The organism is Falsiroseomonas stagni DSM 19981 (assembly GCF_900114315.1).
Lineage (GTDB): Bacteria > Pseudomonadota > Alphaproteobacteria > Acetobacterales > Acetobacteraceae > Falsiroseomonas > Falsiroseomonas stagni.
The window spans coordinates 24,810-45,642 of record NZ_FOSQ01000008.1; the positions used below are offsets into that span (position 1 = coordinate 24,810).

General features: G+C 71.2%; 17 protein-coding genes. 12 read left to right on the top strand and 5 right to left on the bottom strand.

Annotated elements, in window-relative coordinates; translation table 11 throughout:
* The first annotated feature begins 18 nt into the window (after positions 1-18).
* Complete coding sequence (locus BM041_RS19070) at positions 19-2,007, top strand: methyl-accepting chemotaxis protein (RefSeq protein ID WP_092961491.1); 1,989 nt, start codon at positions 19-21, stop codon at positions 2,005-2,007.
* A 40-nt stretch (positions 2,008-2,047) separates the two neighbouring features.
* On the opposite strand, the gene BM041_RS19075 is transcribed toward BM041_RS19070, so the two are convergent.
* Positions 2,048-2,803: an HpcH/HpaI aldolase family protein gene (locus tag BM041_RS19075; protein ID WP_092961492.1), complete on the bottom strand. Its 756-nt coding sequence runs from the start codon at positions 2,801-2,803 to the stop codon at positions 2,048-2,050.
* Positions 2,804-2,971: 168 nt separating this feature from the next.
* Here BM041_RS19075 and BM041_RS19080 point away from each other — a divergent pair, with 168 nt between their 5' ends.
* The 4 genes from BM041_RS19080 to BM041_RS19090 all read left to right on the top strand — a co-directional run bounded on the left by BM041_RS19080 (position 2,972) and on the right by BM041_RS19090 (position 6,753).
* On the top strand, positions 2,972-4,366 hold the full coding sequence (locus BM041_RS19080) for an FAD-binding oxidoreductase (protein ID WP_092961493.1): 1,395 nt from the start codon (positions 2,972-2,974) through the stop codon (positions 4,364-4,366).
* Positions 4,367-4,426: 60 nt separating this feature from the next.
* A complete protein-coding gene (locus BM041_RS19085) occupies positions 4,427-5,632 on the top strand; it encodes an MFS transporter (RefSeq protein WP_092961494.1) in 1,206 nt (401 codons plus the stop codon).
* Positions 5,633-5,702: 70 nt separating this feature from the next.
* Positions 5,703-5,858, top strand: coding sequence for a hypothetical protein (locus BM041_RS30685; protein WP_175534022.1), 156 nt, complete (start codon positions 5,703-5,705; stop codon positions 5,856-5,858).
* A 58-nt stretch (positions 5,859-5,916) separates the two neighbouring features.
* Positions 5,917-6,753, top strand: coding sequence for a universal stress protein (locus BM041_RS19090; protein ID WP_092961495.1), 837 nt, complete (start codon positions 5,917-5,919; stop codon positions 6,751-6,753).
* A gap of 85 nt (positions 6,754-6,838) precedes the next feature.
* Here the strand turns inward: BM041_RS19090 and BM041_RS19095 are convergent, their stop codons facing one another.
* Together BM041_RS19095 and pdxR are read right to left on the bottom strand one after the other, a co-directional pair.
* Positions 6,839-8,104, bottom strand: a complete 1,266-nt coding sequence (locus BM041_RS19095; protein WP_092961496.1) for a DUF4274 domain-containing protein — start codon at positions 8,102-8,104, stop codon at positions 6,839-6,841.
* 207 nt (positions 8,105-8,311) lie between these two features.
* The gene (pdxR, locus tag BM041_RS19100) at positions 8,312-9,739 is read right to left on the bottom strand and encodes a MocR-like pyridoxine biosynthesis transcription factor PdxR (protein ID WP_092961497.1); all 1,428 of its coding nucleotides are present in this window, start codon (positions 9,737-9,739) and stop codon (positions 8,312-8,314) included.
* Positions 9,740-9,823: 84 nt separating this feature from the next.
* Between pdxR and BM041_RS19105 the strand changes: the two genes are divergently transcribed.
* The gene (locus BM041_RS19105; protein ID WP_092961498.1) at positions 9,824-10,459 is read left to right on the top strand and encodes an FMN-binding negative transcriptional regulator; all 636 of its coding nucleotides are present in this window, start codon (positions 9,824-9,826) and stop codon (positions 10,457-10,459) included.
* Complete coding sequence (locus BM041_RS19110; protein ID WP_092961499.1) at positions 10,456-11,079, top strand: LysE family translocator; 624 nt, start codon at positions 10,456-10,458, stop codon at positions 11,077-11,079. Before BM041_RS19105 ends, BM041_RS19110 begins: the two co-directional genes overlap by 4 nt.
* A gap of 148 nt (positions 11,080-11,227) precedes the next feature.
* Here BM041_RS19110 and BM041_RS19115 read toward each other — a convergent pair whose 3' ends face one another.
* Entirely contained in the window at positions 11,228-12,418 is a 1,191-nt protein-coding gene (locus BM041_RS19115; RefSeq protein WP_092961500.1) for a CaiB/BaiF CoA transferase family protein, read from the bottom strand.
* A 182-nt stretch (positions 12,419-12,600) separates the two neighbouring features.
* On the opposite strand from BM041_RS19115, the gene BM041_RS19120 reads away from it, so the two are divergent.
* Positions 12,601-13,464: a Bug family tripartite tricarboxylate transporter substrate binding protein gene (locus tag BM041_RS19120; protein ID WP_175534023.1), complete on the top strand. Its 864-nt coding sequence runs from the start codon at positions 12,601-12,603 to the stop codon at positions 13,462-13,464.
* 37 nt (positions 13,465-13,501) lie between these two features.
* Here the strand turns inward: BM041_RS19120 and BM041_RS19125 are convergent, their stop codons facing one another.
* A complete protein-coding gene (locus BM041_RS19125) occupies positions 13,502-14,395 on the bottom strand; it encodes an SMP-30/gluconolactonase/LRE family protein (protein WP_092961502.1) in 894 nt (297 codons plus the stop codon).
* A 61-nt stretch (positions 14,396-14,456) separates the two neighbouring features.
* Here BM041_RS19125 and leuC point away from each other — a divergent pair, with 61 nt between their 5' ends.
* From leuC to BM041_RS19145, 4 genes are all read left to right on the top strand, one after another.
* Positions 14,457-15,830, top strand: a complete 1,374-nt coding sequence (leuC, locus tag BM041_RS19130; protein ID WP_092961503.1) for a 3-isopropylmalate dehydratase large subunit — start codon at positions 14,457-14,459, stop codon at positions 15,828-15,830.
* Positions 15,831-15,833: 3 nt separating this feature from the next.
* Positions 15,834-16,439 carry a 3-isopropylmalate dehydratase small subunit gene (leuD, locus tag BM041_RS19135; RefSeq protein ID WP_092961504.1) on the top strand — a complete coding sequence of 202 codons (606 nt, stop codon included), beginning with the start codon at positions 15,834-15,836 and terminating at the stop codon, positions 16,437-16,439.
* 69 nt (positions 16,440-16,508) lie between these two features.
* Positions 16,509-17,681, top strand: a complete 1,173-nt coding sequence (locus tag BM041_RS19140) for an efflux RND transporter periplasmic adaptor subunit (protein ID WP_175534024.1) — start codon at positions 16,509-16,511, stop codon at positions 17,679-17,681.
* Between the two features lie 6 nt (positions 17,682-17,687).
* Positions 17,688-20,825, top strand: a complete 3,138-nt coding sequence (locus BM041_RS19145; RefSeq protein ID WP_092961506.1) for an efflux RND transporter permease subunit — start codon at positions 17,688-17,690, stop codon at positions 20,823-20,825.
* Positions 20,826-20,833 lie beyond the last annotated feature (8 nt).

Sequence of the window (20,833 nt, forward strand, 5' to 3'; positions counted from 1 at the left end):
ATCATTCCGGAAACCCCGATGCGCCTGCGTCTCGCAGCCCTGCTTCCCACCCTGGTCGGCCTCGTGGCCCTGCTCGCCCTCGGCTCCACCGGCTTCGGTGCGCTGTCGCTGCGCCAGGCCTCCGAGTCGCTGGACCGCGTCTCGCATGAGGCGCTGGAGCCGATGGTGCATCTGAAGGCGCTGTCGGACGCCTATGCCGTCAGCGTCGTCGATGCCTCCCACAAGGTGCGCAATGGCGGCTTCACCTGGGAGGAAGGCGCGCAGGCGCTGGCGGATGCGACCGGCATCATCGACCGCGCCTGGCGCGCCGTCTCCACCATGGAACTCTCCCCGGCCAGCGCGGGGCCGATGGCCGATGCCCGCACGCGAATCGCCGCCGCGCAGCGCCTGCTGGCGGATGTCACGATCATCGTGCGGGACCGGGACGCGGCGCGGCTCGATTCGCTGGTGCGCGAACGCCTCTACCCCGCCATCGACCCGCTGACCGAATCGATCGGCCTGCTGCTGGATGCGCAGATCGCCAGCAGCGGCACGCTGGTCACCGCCGCGCTGGCGGAAGCGCGGGATGATGTGTGGGTCGCGGTCGCGCTGCTGGCGGCGATGCTGGCGCTGCTGGTCGGCGTGGCCACCATCATCGTGCTGCGCGTGACGCGCCCCATCACCCAGGTCACCAACGCCACCCGCATGCTGGCCGCCGGCCGCCTGGACGCCACCATCCCGCATGGCGCGCGGGCGGACGAGGTCGGCGAACTCGCCCGCGCCGTCATCGTCTTCCAGGGCGGGCTGCAGGAAGCCGAGGCCGCCCGCACCGCGCAGGCCGAAGCCCGCACCCGCGCGGAAGCGGACCGCGCCGCGGCGCTGCAGGACATGGCGGAGAAGGTGGAGGCCGAGACCGGCCAGGCCGTCGACCTCGTCGCCACCCAGATGGCCGCCATCGCCCGCGACACCCTGGCCATGGCGGATACCGCCAACCTCGTCTCCACCGAAAGCGGCGCCGTCCGCCAGGCGGCCGGGGAGGCGCAGGCGAATGTCCAGACCGTCGCCGCCGCCACCGAGGAACTCGGCGCCTCCATCCGGGAGATCGTCGTCCAGGTCACCAACACCGCCAACGCCACCCGCAAGGCCGCCACCCGCGGCCAGGAAGGCCGCGCGAGCATCGAGGCCCTGTCGCGGGAGGTGGAGCGAATCGGCGGCGTCGCGCGCCTGATCGCCGACATCGCCGGCCAGACCAACCTCCTCGCCCTGAATGCCACCATCGAGGCCGCGCGCGCCGGCGATGCCGGCAAGGGCTTCGCGGTGGTGGCCAATGAGGTGAAGACGCTCGCCGCCCAGACCGCCAAGGCGACGGAGGACATCGCCCGCCAGGTGGAGGAAGTGACCCGCGCCACGGAGAGCACCGTCAGCGTCGTGACGGAGATGGCCGATGCGGTGGCGGAGGTGAACGGCGCCGCCGGCGCCATCGCCGCGGCGATGGAGGAACAGGGCGCCGCGACGCAGGAAATCGCCCGCGCCATCGGCCTCGCCTCCCAGGCCGCGGGCAGCGTCAATGACGGCATCGCCCGCGTCGCCGGCCAGGTGGCGGATACGGGCATCCGCGCCGTGCAGCTGCGCGAAGGCGCCGCCGCCGCCAGCGATGCGGTGGGCGGGCTGCGCGGCAAGCTGGTGAAGGTGGTGCGCCAATCGGCGCCGGAGGTCGACCGGCGTTCCGCGCCGCGCTTCCCCGCCGACATGCCCGCGCAGCTGCGCCTGCCGAACGGCGCCATCCGCACCGTGACGGTGATCGACCTGTCCCTGACCGGCTGCGCGCTGGATGCCGGCGCGACCCTGCCGCCCGTCGGCTCCACCGTCGCCCTGCAGCTGGCTCAGCCCGGAACAGGCTTCAGCGGGCAGGCCCTCGTCGTCGGCGCCGAGGGAAGGCTGCGGCTCTGCTTCATGTCGCTGGATGAGGCGCAGCGCGCGGCGCTGGCCCGCATCATCGCCATCGTCGCCGCGAAGCAGGCGGCGTGAGGCGAAGGCGGCGGGCTGTCCGGCCCGCCGCCTTCCGCCATCAACCCTTCGCGACCGCGACCTGCGCCTTCGCCGCCGTCAGCATCAGGCCGCTGTCGTTCATGATGGTCGCCAGGTTGAACCCGCGCTCGAACATCTCCTTCGAGTACTGGCCCGTCATGGTGTGGATGCCGACCTTCACGCCCGCCGCCTGCGCGGTGGTGCGGATCCTGTCCAGCACCGCCAGGAATTCGGGCTCCCGCCGGTCCTGCAGCGGCGCCATGCCGAGCGAGAGGCTGAGGTCGGACGGGCCGATATAGATCGCATCCACGCCGGGCACCCGCACGATGGCTTCGAGGTTATCGAGCGCCGTCTTCGTCTCGATCATCGGGATCACCAGCACGTCGTCATTCGCCGCGTCGGTGTCGGCCGCGGCGCCGTAGATGCCGGACCGGATCGGGCCGAAGCTGCGCGTGCCCTTCGGCGGATAGCGGCAGAAGGACACCAGGTCCCGCGCCTCCTTCTCCGTGTTCACCATCGGGCAGATTACGCCCTTGGCGCCGCCATCCAGCACCTTGCCGATGATCCCCGGCTCGTTCCACGGCACCCGCACCATCGGCGTCACGCCGTGCGGCTGCATGCCCTGGAAGCAGGCGACCATGGACATGTAGTCCTGCACGCCGTGCTGGATATCGACCGTCAGGCTGTCCCAGCCCGCCTGAGCCATCACCTCGGCCGTGAAGCCGCTCGGGATGGCGAGCCACCCGTTGACCACCGGCTTCCCCGCCGCCCAGGCCGCCTTGACGCCATTTGCCATTGGATTTCCGTCCCCCCTTTGGGTTGTATGATGACAGGACAAGTGGGGACGCTAGGCCCGTGCCGGGGGCAGCGTCAACGCAGCCTCCACGCCTTTGCCGAGCCGCCTTGCGCATGGCAGGGTGGCACCCTGGGCAGGCCGGGTTGGCCCGTCCCCCCGGAGCTTCCGATGAACACCATCTCCCCCCGCCCCGTGGATGCCGTCATCGCCGCCGCCAGCGCCTTCCTCGGCGACCGCATGACCACCAATGGCGCCATCCGCGAACAGCACAGCCATGGGGAGGACAGTTCAACGCCGACGCTGCCGGACGCCGTCGCCTTCGTCGAGACCACGGAGGAAGTCAGCCGCCTCCTCGCCCTCTGCCACCAGCACGGCGTGCCCGTGGTGCCCTTCGGCGCCGGCACCAGCCTGGAAGGGCATGTGAACCCCGTCCGCGCCGGCATCTCGCTCGACCTCTCCCGCATGACCGCGGTGCTGGAGGTGAACGACCAGGACATGGATTGCCTGATCGAGCCGGGCGTCACCCGCCAGCAGCTCAATGAATTCCTGCGCGACAAGGGCCTGTTCTTCCCCGTCGATCCCGGCAGCCACTGCACCATCGGCGGCATGGTCGCGACGCGCGCTTCCGGCACCAATGCCGTGCGCTACGGCACGATGCGGGAGAATGTGCTGGGGCTGGAGGTCGTCCTCGCCGATGGCCGCGTGATCCAGACCGGCGGCCGCACCCGCAAGGCCGCCAACGGCTACGACCTCACGCGCCTTTTCATCGGCAGCGAGGGCACGCTCGGCGTCGTCACCAAGGTGCGGCTGCGCCTGCATGGCATCCCGGAGGCGATGAGCAGCGCCGTCGTCCAGTTCCCGACTCTGGCCGGCGCCGTGGAGAGCACGATCCAGGTCATGCAGATGGGCATCCCCGTCGCGCGGATCGAACTGCTCGACGACGACATGATGGCCGCCGCCATCGCCTTCTCGAAGCTGGAAGGTTTTCTGCCGTCCACCACTCTCTTCCTCGAATTCCACGGCACGGAAGCCGGCGTGAAGGAACAGGCGGAACTGGTGGAGGCGATCACCACCGAACACGGCGGCAGCGACTTCCGCTGGGCGACGGATCCCGCCGAGCGCGCCAAGCTGTGGAAGGCCCGCCACGACAGCTACTGGGCCGGCGTCGCCTGGATTCCCGGCCGCCGCGCGCTGACCACCGATGTCTGCGTCCCCATCTCCCGCCTCACCGAAGCGCTCGTCGGCGCGAAGGAGGAAGCGAAGGCGCTCGGCCACACCACCTGCATCGTCGGCCATGTCGGCGACGGCAATTTCCACCAGATGGTGCTCTACGATCCGAATGATCCAAAGGGCCTCGAAGGCGCCTGGGACATGGACCGGCGCATCGTCGCGCGCGGCATGGCGCTGGGCGGCACCTGCTCCGGCGAACACGGTATCGGCCTCGGCAAGCGCGAATTCCTCGAAGCCGAGCATGGGATCGAGGCGCTGGCGGTGATGCGCAGCCTGAAGGCGACGCTCGACCCCAAGGGCATCATGAATCCCGGGAAGATGTTCCGGAACTGAACGGCATTTCCGCCTCCCCCCGCGGGGGAGGCGGCACGAACGAAGAAACCAGGAAACGCCATGCCCGCCACGCCCGTCGCGCTGGCCATCCTGCTGCTCTGCACCGGCCACATCTTCTCCAACGCCGCGCGCACGCTGCCGGCCGTCGCGGTGGATGTGCTGACGCGCGACCTCGGCATCACCGCCACCGAACTCGCCCAGATCACCGGCATCTTCCCCGCCGCCTTCGCCGCCGTGATGATCCCGGTCGGCATCGCGCTGGATCGCTACGGCGTGAAACGCACCAACCTCTTTCTCCTCACCGTCGCGGGCTGCGGCGCCGTCATGGCGGCGCTGGCCACCGGCCCCTGGTCCATGGCCCTCGCCCAGGCCGTGCTCGGCGCCGGCTGCTCCGGCATGCTGATGTGCCCCATCACCTTCGCCGCCCGCGCCCTCACCGCCCCGCGCTTCGCCGTCTGGTCCGGCATCATCCAGGCCACCGGCAATACCGGCATGCTGCTTTCCGCCAGCCCGCTCGCTTTGCTGATCGAGGCCGTGGACTGGCGCGCCGGCTTCTGGGCCTGCGGGGCCATCGCCGCCCTCGCCATCGCCCTCGTCGCCCTCCTCGTCCCCTCCGACCGTCCTGCCCCCACGCCGCGCCGCGGCCTGGCGCATGATCTGCGGGAGGTCGGGCGCGTGGCCCTCACCCCCGGGCTGCGCGGCGTCATGGTCTTCACCTTCGCCAGCTTCGCCGCCGTGCTCGGCGTGCGCGGCCTCTGGGGCGGGCCCTGGCTGATGGAGGTGAAGGGCCTGGACCGCATCACCGCCGGCAATGTCCTGCTGGCCTGCACGGTCGCGCTGACCATCGGCCCGGCCCTCGCCGGCCTCCTCCTCAAGCGCATCGGCCATGCGCCGGCGCTGATGACCATCAGCCACCTGACCTGCGCCGGCCTCATCGCGCTGATCGTGGCCGGCGGCCCCATCGCGGGCTTCCTCGGCCTGCCCGCCATGCCGGTCGCCTGGGACCTGGTGCTGCTGGTGCTGTTCGGCGCCATCATCTCCTTCCAGGTCCTCGCCTTCTCCCTCGTGCGCGGCGCGGTGCCGCCGGAACAGACCGGGCGCGCGCTGTCCTGCGCCAACCTCAGCTTCTTCTTCGGCGCTGCGGTGCTGCAGGGCCTCTCCGGCCTGGTCGCGGGCTGGGGCGGCAATGGCGCGGCACTGCTGACCTTCGCGGTGGCGCTGGTGATCTGTTCGCTGGGCTTCTGGGTGCTGCGCCCGGGCCGCTGATCCCATTGTGGCAAGTGGCGCGGCCGCCCTGCGCCCCGCTAGCCTGCGGCCGCAAGGGACGGAGGCGGCGATGGGAAAACTCGCAAAAACCCTTATCCTGGCGGCCATCCTGGCGGTGGCGATCATCGGAGGCCACCAGGGCCTAGTCGTCGCCGCGCGGGGCACGGCCGGCGACAGCCTCGCCACCCCTGCCCGCGCCACCTGCGGCGCCTGCCACGCGCGCTGAGCCCCCCCGTGTCGCCGCGCCCCGTTCCGCGTTACGCTGGGCTGGAGGGAGACACACCATGCTGCGCAGCATCCTGGTCGCGCTGGACGATACGCCCGGCGCCCAATCCGCCCGCGACGCCGCCTTCGCGCTGGCCCGCCGCACCGGCGCCGCGCTGACGGCCGCCGTGGTGCTGGACAATCCGCACACCCGCAGCGACCACGAATTCGTCCCCCTGGGCGGCGCCGCCTTCAAGGCACGCCGGGACGAGGCGCTCGCCGCCCGCGCGGAAGCCGATGCCGCCGCCGCCCTCGCCGCCTGCGCCGCCGCCGCCGGCGAGACGCCCTACACCGAACTCCGCCTGACGGACGCCCCCGAACCCGCGCTGCTGCGCGCCGGCGCCACGCATGACCTGGTGGTGATCGGCCGGGACAGCACGCTCGGCCGCGAACAGGTGGAGGACAACGTCGCCCCCGTCATCGAGCACCTGCTGATGGACGGCGCCCGCCCCCTGCTGGTGGTGCCGCCCGGCGCCACGTTCGGCACGGAAGGCCCCGTGCTGGTCGGCTATGACGCCTCCCTGCCCGCCATGGCCGCCTTGCAGCTCTTCGCCCTGCTCGGCCTGGCGGAGGGCTCGCTTGTCCGTGTGGCTTCCGCCGCCGCGGACCGGGACAGCGCCGTCGCCATGGCCGAGGAAGCCTGCACCTTCCTGCGCCGCCACGGGATCGATGCCACGCCCCTGCCGCTGGTCGGCGGCCGCCCGGCGGACCTGCTGCTGGCGGAGGCCGAGGGGCTGGGCGCGCGGCTGATGGTGCTGGGCGCCTTCGAGGAAAGCGGGCTGCGGCGGCTGGTGACCGGCAGCGCGACGCATGTGCTGCTGCGCGACGCGCGCTGCCCGGTGTTCATCCACCATTGAGGGGGTGGCGATGGCGGGAGGCGGCCACCGAATCACCCTCCCGGGATGAGCCCGGACGCCGAGCGCCAACCGGCGGCGCCGAAAGCTACCGCCAGAAGCGCTGGGGGATGCCCTCGGGCGCGGACTCGCCCCAGGGCAGAGGGTCGGCACCGACGATGGACGCGCGCATGGAGGGCGGCAGGCGCGCGTCGAAGTCCACATAGCGTTCCGCGTACCGAAGCAGGTCGAAGTCCCACGTGACGGAGGGCTGGTCGCCTGGCCCGGGCAAGGCGCCGAGCTGGAAGCGGAACTCCGACCGGCGATAGAACCCCGCGGCCCACCGCTCTCGAATGTCAGCCAGCAGGTCGTAGTCCTCAGCGTCGATCTCGCACGACCAGACGGCCCTGCGGTCGGCGCCGTAGGGCAGCCATGTGCAGGGCCCGCCGCGCCAGAAGATGTACAGGGCAGTGGCACGGTCGCAATCCGGCTGCTGGATGATCCAGCGGAGCATCGGCTGCGCGACGTCCCAATTGGCGTCGAGGGCGAAGCGGTGCCAATCCGCCGGCCCGGACGCGCCCGACAGCAGCCAGGCGGCGAACCGGGCCTCGGCGGAGTCCGACCGTTCACGATCATGGGCAAAGGCACGCAGTTCGGCCGCGGCGTCCCGCGGCCAGGGCGCCATCGGCCGATCGGCGAGCCACGCCTGTTCCTGGCGAAGGTCCAGATCGCGGCCGGGCCACGCCTGCGTCTCGCGCCACAGCGTTTCGGGGATCCCCCAGTCGGTCGGCCCGACCTCGGCGGCGCGGCCGGGCACGGCGATGCGGAACTCGGGCGGGATCGCCTGCTCGACCGCCCCGCGGCCATGGGTTCGCTCCAGGCCGCGAAAGTCCGTCCTGTTCACCCAGAACGAGGGATTTTCGGCCAGCCCGTGCCGCGCGAAGCCGCGGCCCCGAAAGCGTTCGAGGATATCCGCGCGCACCTCGCGCCGGTACCGCACCACGGGATGGTCGTGCGGCCAGCCGCTGGGATGGCGGTCGCCCGGCGCCGGGGTCTTCGCCTGCGCCCTCCAGAACTGCCACCACGGACGCCCCGGTGGCATGTCGGCAAGGCCCATCTCGGGGGATGCGTGCCAGAACAGCGCGACCGCCGTCGCCCAATCGCATGCGGGGTGCCGGGCGATCCAGCGCGCCACCGGCCAGAGCATGCGCGGAGCGACGCCGTGGGCGAGCACGTGCAGATCGTCCGCACTCGCCTTGCCGGAAAGGAGCCAGGCGGCAACGGCGCGCCGGATGCGCTCGGCGCCGTACTTTCCCGGCAGGTCCAGCCAGGGGGAGATCAGCGCGTCGGGATCGGACGGGTGCGGGGCTGCCATGCAGGCGGATCTAGCAATCCCGCCGCCTCCCGTCAGTAAAGGCCGCGGAACCCACCATCAACGCGCACCACCGCACGAGGCACGGCGCTGTCGGTGACGCAGTGGAGCGCGTGTCCGAAGGCTGCGACAGCGTGGCGCGAATGCCTTGATTCGGTCGGCACCAGCCACCCGCCTCCCCTCATACCCAAGCCCTGCGCGCCCCGCCCCTCATCGCAGTCCCCGCAGCACCCCCGCCAGCACCGCCACACCCCGCTCGATCGCCGCCACCTCCACCCCCGCATACCCCATCACCAGCCCGACGCGCCCCGGCACCCCTTCGGCGTGCAGCGGCGTCACCGGATGCACCCCCACCCCCGCCGCCCGCGCCGCCTTCACCAGCACCGCCTCCTGTTCCGGCCGCACATCCAGCAGCCACACCACCACATGCAGCCCGGCCGCCGCGCCCTCCACCACCGCCGCATCGCCGAGATGCGTCGCCAGCGCCGCCAGCAGTGCCGAGCGCCTCTCCCCGTTCAGGCGCCGCGCCCGGCGGATATGGCGCTCATGGGCCCCGCTCTCGATCAGCGTCGCCAGCGCCTCCTGCTCCAGCCCCGGCGCATGCCGGTCTGCCAGTTGCTTCGCCCGCACGAAGGTCTCCGCCAGCGCCGGCGGCACCACCAGCCACCCCAGGCGCAGCGTCGGCGACAGGGTCTTGGACACGGTGCCGAGGTAGAGCACACGCCCCTCTTCATCCATCACCTGCAAGGGCGGCACCGGGGCGATGTCGTAGCGGTATTCGCTGTCGTAATCGTCCTCGATCACATGCGCGCCGCACCGTCCCGCCCAGGCCAGCAACTCCCGCCGCCGCGCGGCGGACAGCACGCCGCCCAGCGGGTATTGGTGCGATGGCGTGGCATAGGCCAGCCGCGCTTGCGGCAGGTCAGTGGTCCGCAGCCCCTCCGCATCCACCGGCACCGGGATCACGCGGGCGCCCAGCGCCTCGAACACCTGGCGCGCCAGGGCATAGCCGGGTTCCTCCATCGCGACCCCGTCGGCGGGGTCCGCCAGCAGCCGCGCGCAGAGGTCGATCCCCTGCTGCGACCCGTTCACGATGATGATCTGCGATGGCGTGCAGCGCAGCCCGCGGGCGCGCCACAGATAGCCCTGCAAGGCCTGGCGCAGCCGGGGCGAACCCGCGGGGTCGCCATAGCGCAGGATGGCGGGCGGCCGCAGCAGCGCCGCCGTCACCGCCTTGCGCCAGGCCCGAAGGGGAAAATCCCGCGCCGAGAGTTCGCCGTAGCGGAAATCCGCCACCAGCCCGTCCATCCCCGGCGCGGGCGCCGGCGGCAGCGCGGCCAGGCGCCGGCCGAAGGCGGAAAGCCGTCCCTTCGCATCCCGCGTCGCCTCCGGCACCGCGCCCGCCGTGCCACGCCCCAGCCCCGCCGCGACCCGCGCCCGCGTCCCCTGCCGGACCTCCAGGTAGCCTTCCGCGATCAATTGCTCATAGGCGGCGGTGACGGTGGTGCGGGACACCCCCCATTCCGCCGCCAGCGCGCGGGTGGAAGGCAGCCGCGCCCCCGGCCCGTCCAGCCCGGACTCGATCCGCTGCCGGATGGAGGCCACGATCCGCTGCCCGATACCCGCCGCCTCGCCCATCCAACTGGCCCACCCGAATCGTCGAAAACTGGCCATTCCTTCTGGACCATTCGCGCCGCATAGACCACGGCGAAGGAGCATTCGATGTACACGCCCCCCGCCTTCCGGATGGACGACCTGCCCGGCCTGCACGGCACCATGCGCGATGCCGGCCTGGCGAACCTGCTCACCGCCACGCCAGCGGGCCTGGTCGCCACCCCCCTGCCCCTGTTCCTGGACCCCGATGACGGCCCCTTCGGCACGCTGCACGGCCATCTGGCCCGCGCCAACCCGCAATGGCGGACGCCGGCCCAGGGCGATGCGATGGCCCTGTTCATGGGGCCGGACGCCTATGTCAGCCCCTCCTGGTACCCGTCCAAGCAGGAACACCACCGCGTCGTCCCCACCTGGAACTACGTCGCCGTCCACGCCTATGGCCCGGTCGAGTTCTACGAGGATCCGGACCGCCTGCTGGCGCTGGTGACGACGCTGACGCGGCGGCATGAGGAGCCCCGCGCCACGCGCGGCGCCGTCCCCTGGGCGGTGTCGGACGCGCCGGCCGATTTCATCCAGGGCCAGTTGAAGGGCATCGTCGGGCTGCGCCTGCCGATCACGCGGCTGGAGGGCAAGCGCAAGCTCAGCCAGAACCGCAACGCCGCGGACCGCGCGGGGGTGCGGGACGCGCTGGCCGCCAGCGACCGCCCGGCGGATCGCGCCGTGGCCGCGGTGATGCCGGAATGATGGAAGCGCTGCCCCTCTTCCTCGCCGCCGCGCTGCTGCTGGCGGTCACGCCCGGGCCGGGGCTGTTCTACGTCGCGGCGCGGACGCTGGCGGGCGGGCGGGCGGAGGGCATCGCCAGCAGCCTCGGCACCGGCATCGGCGGCATGGCGCATGTCCTGGCCGGCAGCCTCGGCGTCTCCGCCCTGGTCCTGGCGAGTGCGGAGCTGTTCACGGCGCTGAAGCTTGTGGGTGCGCTGTACCTCGTCTGGCTGGGCTGGCGCGCCATCCGCACCGCCCGCGCCGAGGCCCTGCCCGGCACGCCCCCCATCGGCCCCCGCCGCGCCTTGCGGGAGGGGGTGGTGGTGGAGGCGCTGAACCCCAAGACGGCGGCCTTCTTCCTCGCCTTCATCCCGCAATTCGTGGACCCCGCGGCGGGCCATGCCGGCGTCCAGTTCGTGGTGCTGGGCACGGTGTCGGTGCTGCTGAACACGCTGGCGGATGTCGCGGTGGCGCTGGCAGCCGGAAGGCTGCGGGACGGCGCGGCGGCCAGGCCCACCCTGGTGCGTCGGCTGCGGGAGGCCTCGGGCGCGGCGATGATCGCGCTCGGCCTGGGGCTGGCGGTGGCGAAGCGGCCAGGCTGAGAAAAGGGTGGCGCCAGGGTTTTGTTCCCTTTATGTTCGATCACGGCACCGCCACGGATGCGTCCGCTGTCCCGCCCCCCCCCCGCGAAAACGGTGCTAAACGCGCATAAGCGGCATAATCGGCTTAAACGGGTTAGCGACTAAAAAGTCACACCCCGCCCGTGATCACACCCGCCGCCCGCAGCGCGGCGATCTCCGCCTCCGAATACCCCAGCTCCGCCGCGATCGCCGCGCCATCCGCCCCCGGCGGCCGCAGATCCCCCGCGCCGCCGGGGCGGGCGCCATCGATGGACACCGGCAGCGCCGGCAGCTTGATGGGCCTGCCATCCGGCAAGGTCATCGGCACCAGCCCGCCCGATCCGTTGAGGTGCGGGTCGTCGAACAGTTCCGCCGGCCGCCCGATCGGCGCGAAGGGCAGGCCGAGCGCCTCGCACTTCGCCATCAACTCGGCCTTGGTGTAGGCGGCCAGTGCCGCGGCGATGCGGGGAATGGTCCGCGCCCGCGCCTCCACCCGCTGGTTCTTGGTGGCGAGCGTGGGGTCGGTGGCCATGTCCTCCAGCCCGAAGGCGTTGCAGAAGATGGGCCAGGAGGTGTCGGTGACGACGCCCACGAAGACCTGGCCGCCATCGGCCGTGTCGAAGATGTCGTAGACCGGCCAGGCCGGCAGGCGGGTCGACATGGGCGGCGGCTCGACGCCCGTCATATGCGCCTGCGCCATGTGCTGGGACATCAGCAGCGCCACCGATTCGAACAGCCCCGCCTGTACATGCCCGCCGCGGCCGGTGCTCTCCCGCTCCCGCAGCGCGGACAGGATCGCGACGGTCACGGACAGCCCGCCCATGATGTCGATCACGCTGCTGCCCGCGCGCAGCGGCCGCCCGGTGGGCCCGGTCATGTAGGCCAGGCCGCCCATCATCTGCACCACCTCGTCGAGTGCCGTCCGGTGCTCATAGGGGCCGGGCAGGAACCCCTTGCAGGAGGCATAGACAAGCCCCGGATTGACCTTGGCCAGGTCCTCATACCCCAGGCCGAGCTTCGCCATGGCGCCGGGCCGGAAATTCTCCACCAGCACATCCGCCCGCGCCGCCAGCCGCTGGACCAGCGCCAGCCCCTCCGGCGCCTTCATGTCGACGCAGAGGCTGCGCCGCCCGCGCCCGAAGGCCGCGTAGAAGCCGGTGCCGGACCCCGTCAGGCGGCGCGTCGAATCGCCCGCCGGCGCGGGCTCCACCTTGATGACCTCCGCCCCCAGATCGGCCAGCGCCATGCCGGCGGAGGGGCCCATGATCATGTGGGTGAATTCCAGCACGCGCAGGCCGGCCAGCGGGGTGGGGGAGGTCATCGGTCGTTCCTTCTCGTCCCGATTATCGGCCCTCAGGCGATCCGGTCATAGACCAGGTGCAGTGCGTCTGCGGGGCGCCACGACGCGCCAGTGGAAGAAGGCGGGCATGGGATGACCCCGCATCGGGCATGACAGGCCGACAGGCGCCGCTCTACGCTCCCGCCAAAATCGGAGGAACCGCCATGGCCACGCGCCGCAGCCTGCTCGCCCTTCTGTTACTGCCGGCGCCGGCCCTGGCGCAGCGGCCTGCGGGCTACCCGAACCGGCCCATCCGCCTGGTGGTGCCCTTCGCCCCCGGCGGCGCGATCGGCGCGGCACAGGTGGTGCAGGCCCCGGCGGATGGCCACACGCTGCTGTTCGACAGCGCCAGCTTCGTCGTCGCGCAATTCATTCACCGCAACCTGTCCTTCGACTACGAACGAGACTTCGCCCCGGTCGGCACCGTGGCCGACGTGCCCTACCTGCTCGGCGTCGCGCGGGGGCGGGGGATCACCGACATCGCCTCCTTCCTCGCCGCGGCGCGGGCGGCGCCGGGCGGGCTGTCCTACGGCTCCCCGGGCGTCGGCAGCGTCGGGCACCTCGCCGGCGTCATGCTGGCGCACCGGTCGGGCGTGCGGCTGGAACACGTGCCCTATCGCGGCGGCGCGGAGGCCGCGCGGGACCTCGCGGCGGGGACGCTCGATGCCGCCATCATCTCCGGCAATTCGCTCAACCCGCTGGCGGAGGGCGGCCGCGCCGTCATCATCGGCACCACGAATGCGGCGGGGATCGGCACCCACCCCTCCATCGCCGCCCAGGGCTTTCCCGGCTTCGATCTCACCAGTTGGAACGCCCTGTTCTGCCGTGCCGGCACGCCGGAACCCATCCGCCGCGCGCTGGAGGAGGCGGTGAACCACGCGACCTCCGACGCCGAGTTGCGCGCCCGCTACGCCGCCGCGGGGGCCGATGCGACAGCGGCCGAGGCCGATGCGCTCGGCGCCCGCCTGGTCCGCGAACGCGCCCTGATCCGCGACCTGATCCGGGAGACCGGGATCAGCCTGGGCTAGGCGTCTGATCCGCGGAGGCGTCAGCCGCAGCGGTGAATCAGCCGCCCGGCACCGGGATCTCCGCCGCCAGCAGGCTGCCCGACTGGCTTTCCGTGATCACCAGCGTCCGCCCATCCGGCGCGAAGGTGCAGTTCGTCGGCATGCGCCCGAAGCCCGTGCAGTCGATCCGATGGGTGCAGAGGCCATGCGCATCCACCACCCAGACCTGGCCATGGCCGGGATTGGCGACGAACAGCCGGTCATGCGCATCGACGGCCAGGCCATCGGGGCCCGAGGTGCCGGCCGGGATGCGGAAGAACAGGTTCGCCTTCGCCACCACCGCATCCGGCCGCAGCACGAAGCGCCAGATCTCGCAGGACCGCGTCATCGCCACCATCAGATGCGTGCCGGCGCGGTTCATCACCAGGCCATTCGGGCTCGGCCCATTGGTGATGAGCTTGTCCATCCGCCCATCGGGATGCAGTCGCCAGACGCGCCCTGACGGGTCCTGCAGCCCGGTCTGCCCCTGGTCCGTGAACACCACGCCGCCATCCGGCAGCAGGACCAGGTCGTTGATCCCGCGGAACCCCTCGCTGAGGATCGTCTCCAGCAGCGGCGCCATGGCCCCCGCCACGGGATCGAGCGTCAGAAGCCCGTGGCGGTAATCCGCCACCAGCAGGTCATCGCCGCGCGCCGCCAGCCCGTTCGGCCAGCCCTCGTATTCCGCCACCACCTCCCAGTGCGAACCGGAGACCCGGAAGACCCGGCCATGCGGGATGTCGGTGCAATAGAGGTTCCCCGCCGCATCGAAGCATGGCCCTTCGAGGAAACTGTCCACCGCCTGCCCGGCGCGGTTGGCATCCGCCCAGGCGGTCGGCCGCAGCCGGCGCAGCGCGTCCGGCAGGCGGGAGAGGAGGGAGGGCTGGATCAGCTTGGGCGGGTCGGTCCACATGCGCGGCACCCTGCCCCGCCCCCCTCTTGCCGTCCAGCGGGGCCGGGGCCAAGGTCCGCCCATGGGAAGAACGCTGTTTCAGAAGATCTGGGATGCCCATGTCGTGCATGCGCGCGATGACGGGCTCGTGCTGCTCTACATCGACCGGCACTATTTCCACGAAGGCAGCTTCCACGCCTTCAACATGCTGCGCGCCCGCGGCATCCCGGTGCGGCGACCGGACCTCAGCTTCGGCTTCGGGGACCACTATGTCCCCACCAATGCCCGCCGCACGGATGCGGTGCAGGACCCCGAGATCCGCGGCATCATCGAGACCTTCGAGCAGAATGCCCGCGCGCATCGCATCCGCGCCTTCGACCTGGCCGATCCCGACCAGGGCATCGTCCATGTCGCCGGCCCCGAGCAGGGCCTGACCCTGCCGGGCATGACGGTGGTGTGCGGCGACAGCCACACCTCGACGCATGGCGCCCTCGGCGCGCTGGCCTTCGGCATCGGCGCGAGCGAGGTCGCGCATGTGCTGGCGACACAGACCATCTGGCAGACCCAGCCCCGCCAGATCCGCGCGAACTTCGAGGGTCGGCTGCCCGCGGGCAGCACCGCGAAGGACATGGCCCTCGCGCTGATCGCCAGGATCGGCACCGGCGGCGGCCTCGGCGGCGCCATCGAATTCGCGGGCAGCGCCGTTCGGGCCTTGTCCGTGGAGGGCCGCCTGACGCTCTGCAACATGGCGATCGAGGCCGGCGCCCGAACCGGCATGGTGGCCCCCGATGCCATCACCGCCGCCTGGCTGAAGGGCCGCCCCCATGCGCCGGCGGCGCCCGATCCCGCCTGGGCCGCGCTGGCCACCGATGCCGATGCCGCCTTCGACCGGGAGGTGACGCTCGACGCCGCCACCATCACGCCCATGGCCACCTGGGGCACCAGCCCGGAGGAAGCCGTGGCACTCTCCGCCCGCGTGCCCCGGCTGGAGGAGGCGCCGGACGAGGCGCGCGCGCGGGCCTGGAAGCGGAGCCTCGACTACATGGGCCTCCAGGGCGGGGAGGCGATGGCCGATGTGCGCGTCGATCGCGTCTTCCTGGGATCCTGCACCAATTCGCGGCTGGAGGACCTTCGCGCCGCCGCCGATGTCCTGAAGGGGCGGAAGATCGCCGTGCCGATGCTGGTCTCCCCGGGTTCCTCGGCGACCAAGCGGCAGGCGGAGGCCGAGGGGCTGGACCGCATCTTCCTCGAGGCCGGCGCGCGGTGGGAGGAGAGCGGCTGCTCGCTCTGCGTCTCCATGAACGGGGAGAGCGTGGGGGAAGGCGAACGCTGCGCCTCCACCTCCAACCGCAACTTCGCCGGGCGCCAGGGCCGGGGCGCCCGGACGCATCTGGTGTCGCCCGCTTCCGCCGCGGCTTCCGCCCTGGCCGGTCGCCTGATGCAGGCAGGGAACTGAGCAATGCCCGAGCCTTTCACGACGCTGACCGCCATCGCCGCGCCGCTCGACATGCCGAATGTCGATACGGACCAGATCATGCCCGCCCGCTTCATGCGCCGGCCGCGGGATGAACGCTACGTCGCCTACGGCTTCCACGACCTCCGCTTCACGCCGGAGGGCGCGACACGGCCCGACTTCATTCTCAACCAGCCGCCCTTCCACCAGGCCGGCATCCTCGTGGCCAGCCGTAATTTCGGCGTAGGGTCATCGCGGGAAGCGGCGGTCTATGCGCTGCTGGCGATGGGCTACCGCGCCGTGGTGGCGGAGAGCTTCGGTGACATCTTCTTCAGCAACGCGCTGAAGAACGGCCTGCTGCCGGTGAAGCTGCCGGAGTCGACAGTTAACGCGCTGCGCGATGCCGTCGCGGCTGCGCCCGGTGCAACGATCCGTGTCGATCTGCAACGCCAAATCCTGACAGGCCCCGACGGCACGGAGCACGGCTTCACCGTGCCGCCCTTCGCGCGGGACTGCCTGCTGCGCGGCCTGGACGAGATCGGGCTGACGCTGACGCTGGCCGACCGGATCACGGCCTTCGAGACTTCAAGGGCGCCACTCGCCGCTGGGTAGTAACATTCACGAAACTTGACGCGCGGACGGCGAGGCGCCCAGAACCGATCCAATTGTCGGATGGTGCCCATGCGTCTTGCCCGCCTCGCCGCGCCCAGCGCGGCCCTCCTCCTCCTCCTGTCGGGCGCGCCATCGCTCGCGCAGCCCGGGCCCGGCGGGCCGCCCGCCGTGGGCGTGGTCACCGTCGAACGGCGACCGGTGACGGAAAGCACCGAATTCGTCGGCCGGGTGGAGGCGCCGGAGCGCGTGGAACTCCGCGCCCGCGTCACCGGCTTCCTGCAGGAACGCCTGTTCCGGGAAGGGCAGGAGGTGAAGGCGGGGGACGTGCTGTTCCGCCTGGAACGCGCGCCCTTCGAGGCCGAGGTCGCCCGCGCCCAGGCGACCGTCGCCTCCGCCGAGGCCGAGTTGCAGAACGCCAACATCTCCCTCGCCCGCGCGCGCGAACTGGTCCGCACCTCCGCCGGCACGCAGGTGCGGGTCGATGACGCGACGGCGGCGCAGCGTTCGGCCCAGGCCTCGCTGCTCGGCGCGCAGGCGCAGCTGCGGGTGGCGCAGATCAACCTGGGCTACACGGAGATCTCGGCACCGGTAGACGGCAAGATCGGGCGCTCGACCTTCTCCGTCGGCTCCGTCGTCGGGCCGAGCAGCGACCCGCTGGCCACCATCGTGAGCCAGGACCCGATGCGCATCGCCTTCCCGGTCAACCTGCGCACCGGCACCGAATTGCGCGACCGCTACGCCAGCCGCGGCGGCGCCGACGCCACGCGGGTGCGCATCCGCCTGGTGACGGGCGCCATCTACGGCCAGGTCGGCCGGATCGACTTCATCGACACGCAGGTGGACCGCAACACCGACACGATCCTGGTGCGGGCGCTGATCCCGAACCCGCCGAGGCCCGGCCCCGGCACCGGCACGGAAGGTGGCGTCGACCGCGAATTGATCGACGGCATGTTCGTGAACGTCTTCGTGGAGGGTGCCGAGCCCGTCTCCACCGTCGTCATCCCGCGCAGCGCCGTGCTGCAGGACCAGCAGGGCAACTACGTCTTCGCCCTGGACGCGGAGAACAAGGCCGCCCGCCGGCCCGTGACCCTCGGCCGCAGCATCGCCGACCAGGTGGTGATCGAGCGTGGGCTGGAGGGCGGGGAACGCGTGGTGGTGGAAGGCGTGCAGCGCGTGCGCCCGGGCCAGCCCGTGCAGCCCGGACCGGCCACCGCGCCGCTGCGCGCCCCCGGCCGGGGCTGATCCACCATGATCTCCTCCGTCTTCGTCGACCGGCCGCGGCTGGCCATCGTCATCTCCATCGTGATGACGCTGGCCGGCGCGCTGGCCATGCTGCGCATTCCCGTCGCGCAGTTCCCGGACATCGTGCCGCCGCAGGTGCAGGTCAGCACCTCATACCCCGGCGCCTCCGCCTCCGTCGTCGAATCGACGGTCGCGCAGGTGATCGAAAGCGCCGTGAATGGCGTGGAGGGCATGATCTACATGTCCTCCAACAGCGCCAATGACGGCACCTATGCGCTCAACGTCTCCTTCGCGCTCGGCACCAATGCCGACATCGCGACGGTGAACGTGAACAACCGCGTGCAATCCGCGCTGGCGCGATTGCCTCAGGAAGTGCAGCGCCAGGGCGTCACGGTGCGCAAGCAGTCATCGGCCGTGTTGCAGTTCCTGACGGTGACGTCGTCCAACCCGGCGCATGATCCGCTGTATCTGTCCAACTACGTCACCATCAACATGCTGGACCGGCTGGCGCGCGTGCCGGGCATCGGCTCCGTCTCCATGTTCGGGGCCATGGATTATTCCATGCGCATCTGGTTCGAGGTGGACAAGTTGATCAGCCTGAACCTGACGCCGTCCGACGTGGTGGCGGCGGTGCAGGCGCAGAATGTGCAGGCGGCCGTGGGCCGCATCGGCGCCAGGCCGATCAGCGACGACCAGCAGTTCCAGTTCAACCTGCAGACCCAGGGAAGGCTTTCGACGCCGGAGGAATTCGGCAACATCGTCATCCGCGCCAACGCGCAGGGCAGCCTGCTGCGGCTGCGGGACGTGGCGCGCGTCGAACTCGGCGCGGCGCGGATGGACACGGAAAGCCGGCTGAACGGCCAGCCCGCCATCACGCTCGGCGCCTACCTCGCCCCCGGCGCCAATGCCGTGGCCGCCGCCAGCGCGCTGACCCGCACCTTGCAGGAGATGAATGCGCGCTTCCCCGAGGGGATGCGCACGGAAGTGTTCTACGACACCTCCACCTTCGTCACCGACACGATCCATGAGGTCATCAAGACCCTGTTGGAGGCCTTCGTGCTGGTGGTGCTGGTGGTGCTGCTGTTCCTCGGCAGCTTCCGCGCCACCATCATCCCCGTCATCGCCGTGCCGGTCAGCCTGATCGCGACCTTCGCGGTGCTGCTGGTGGTGGGCTTCTCCGCCAACACCGTGTCGCTGCTCGCCATGGTTCTCGCCATCGGCATCGTCGTCGATGACGCCATCGTGGTGGTGGAGAATGTCGAGCGCGTGATGGAGGAGGAGCCGGAGCTTTCGCCGGCCGAGGCCACCAAGAAGGCGATGGCGCAGATCACCGCGCCGATCATCGCCATCACGCTCGTGCTGCTCTCCGTATTCGTGCCCGTGGGCTTCATCCCCGGGCTGTCGGGCGCGCTGTTCGCCCAGTTCGCCGTCACCGTATCCGTCGCCATGGTGATTTCCGCCATCAATGCGCTGACCCTGTCGCCCGCGCTCTGCGCCGTCTTCCTGCGGCCGCATCACGGCCCGCGGAAGGGCGTGCTGGCGGCGGTGATGCGGGGCATCGACTGGGTGCGGGACGGCTACGGCAACATCGTCGCCAGGCTGGTGCGGCTGTCGATCCTGTCCCTGGTGCTGACGGCGGTGTTCATGGGCGGCGTCGCCTACCTCGCGGGCAAGACACCCGCGGGCTTCCTGCCGGAGGAAGACCAGGGCGCCTTCTTCGTGCAGATGCAGCTGCCCCAGGGCGCATCGCTGTCGCGCACCCGCGCGGCGGTGGAGCAGGTGGAGGCGATCATCAAGCCCGTGCCGGGGGTGGAGCGCGTGCTGGCGATCGTCGGCTTCAGCCTGATCGATGGCGGCGCGCAGTCCAACGCCGCCTTCATCGTCGTCCGCATGAAGCCCTTCGCGGACCGCACCACGGCGCAGGAAAGCGTGTTCAGCGCCATCCGCACCGTCTTCGGCGCGACGCAGCAGGTGCGGGCGGCGAATACCTTCGCCTTCAACATCCCGCCCATCATCGGATTGGGCACCGGTGCCGGCTTCCAGTACCAGTTGCAGAACCTGGAAGGCCGCCCGCCGGAGGAGATGGCCAGCGCCATGCTCGGCGTCGTCGTCGCCGCCAACCAGGACCCACGCCTCCAGGCCGTCTTCTCCACCTTCGCCGCCAACAACCCGTCCCTGTTCCTGGATGTGGACCGGGACAAGGCGCAGGCGCTGGGCGTGCGGATCAGCGACATCTTCGCCGCGCTGCAGACCACGCTCGGCGGCTTCTACGTCAACGACTTCAACTATTTCGGCCGGTCCTGGCAGGTGAACATCCAGGCCGAGGCGACGGACCGGGACGACATTCCCGACATCTGGCGCATCCATGTCCGCAACGCGGCCGGGGAGATGGTGCCGCTGCGTTCCGTCGCCGATATCCGCGTGGTGCTCGGCCCGCAGACCATCAGCCGCTACAACAACGTCCGCAGCGTCTCCATCAACGGCGCGCCGCGGCCGGGCATCTCCTCCGGCGATGCGCTGACGGCGATGGAGCAGTTGTCGGACCGCGTGCTGCCGCAGGGCTATGGCTATGAATGGACCGGCACGGCGTTCCAGGAGAGGCTGGCGAGCGGCCAGACGGGGACGATCCTCGCCCTCGCGCTGCTCTTCGCCTACCTGTTCCTGGTGGCGCTGTATGAGAGCTGGGTGATCCCGATCCCGGTGCTGACCTCCATCGCGGTCGGCGTTCTGGGGTCCTTCGCGGCCATCGGGATCGCGGGCCTGTCGCTCGATGTCTATGCGCAGATCGGGCTGGTGGTGCTGATCGCGCTGGCCGCCAAGAACGGCATCCTCATCATCGAATTCGCGAAGGAGAAGCGCGAGGCCGGGATGTCGATCCAGGAGGCCGCGGTGATGGGCGCCAGGCTCCGCTTCCGCGCGGTGATGATGACCTCGATCGCCTTCGTGCTCGGCCTGGTGCCGCTGGTGATCGCGACGGGGGCAGCGAGTGCATCCCGCCGCGCGGTGGGCATGCCAGTCTTCGGCGGGATGCTCGCGGCTTCCATCATCGGCATCTTCATGATCCCGATGCTCTACGTGGTGTTCCAGACGATGCGGGAATGGGTGAAGGCGCGCTTCGCGGGCACGCCGAAGACGCATGCCTGAACACGGCT

Excerpts from the sequence above, each read along its gene's own strand:
- BM041_RS19070 (WP_092961491.1), top strand. The coding sequence starts at position 19 with ATGCGCCTGCGTCTCGCAGCCCTGCTTCCCACCCTGGTCGGCCTCGTG.
- BM041_RS19075 (WP_092961492.1), bottom strand. The coding sequence starts at position 2,803 with ATGGCAAATGGCGTCAAGGCGGCCTGGGCGGCGGGGAAGCCGGTGGTC.
- BM041_RS19080 (WP_092961493.1), top strand. The coding sequence starts at position 2,972 with ATGAACACCATCTCCCCCCGCCCCGTGGATGCCGTCATCGCCGCCGCC.
- BM041_RS19085 (WP_092961494.1), top strand. The coding sequence starts at position 4,427 with ATGCCCGCCACGCCCGTCGCGCTGGCCATCCTGCTGCTCTGCACCGGC.
- BM041_RS30685 (WP_175534022.1), top strand. The coding sequence starts at position 5,703 with ATGGGAAAACTCGCAAAAACCCTTATCCTGGCGGCCATCCTGGCGGTG.
- BM041_RS19090 (WP_092961495.1), top strand. The coding sequence starts at position 5,917 with ATGCTGCGCAGCATCCTGGTCGCGCTGGACGATACGCCCGGCGCCCAA.
- BM041_RS19095 (WP_092961496.1), bottom strand. The coding sequence starts at position 8,104 with ATGGCAGCCCCGCACCCGTCCGATCCCGACGCGCTGATCTCCCCCTGG.
- pdxR (WP_092961497.1), bottom strand. The coding sequence starts at position 9,739 with ATGGGCGAGGCGGCGGGTATCGGGCAGCGGATCGTGGCCTCCATCCGG.
- BM041_RS19105 (WP_092961498.1), top strand. The coding sequence starts at position 9,824 with ATGTACACGCCCCCCGCCTTCCGGATGGACGACCTGCCCGGCCTGCAC.
- BM041_RS19110 (WP_092961499.1), top strand. The coding sequence starts at position 10,456 with ATGATGGAAGCGCTGCCCCTCTTCCTCGCCGCCGCGCTGCTGCTGGCG.
- BM041_RS19115 (WP_092961500.1), bottom strand. The coding sequence starts at position 12,418 with ATGACCTCCCCCACCCCGCTGGCCGGCCTGCGCGTGCTGGAATTCACC.
- BM041_RS19120 (WP_175534023.1), top strand. The coding sequence starts at position 12,601 with ATGGCCACGCGCCGCAGCCTGCTCGCCCTTCTGTTACTGCCGGCGCCG.
- BM041_RS19125 (WP_092961502.1), bottom strand. The coding sequence starts at position 14,395 with ATGTGGACCGACCCGCCCAAGCTGATCCAGCCCTCCCTCCTCTCCCGC.
- leuC (WP_092961503.1), top strand. The coding sequence starts at position 14,457 with ATGGGAAGAACGCTGTTTCAGAAGATCTGGGATGCCCATGTCGTGCAT.
- leuD (WP_092961504.1), top strand. The coding sequence starts at position 15,834 with ATGCCCGAGCCTTTCACGACGCTGACCGCCATCGCCGCGCCGCTCGAC.
- BM041_RS19140 (WP_175534024.1), top strand. The coding sequence starts at position 16,509 with ATGCGTCTTGCCCGCCTCGCCGCGCCCAGCGCGGCCCTCCTCCTCCTC.
- BM041_RS19145 (WP_092961506.1), top strand. The coding sequence starts at position 17,688 with ATGATCTCCTCCGTCTTCGTCGACCGGCCGCGGCTGGCCATCGTCATC.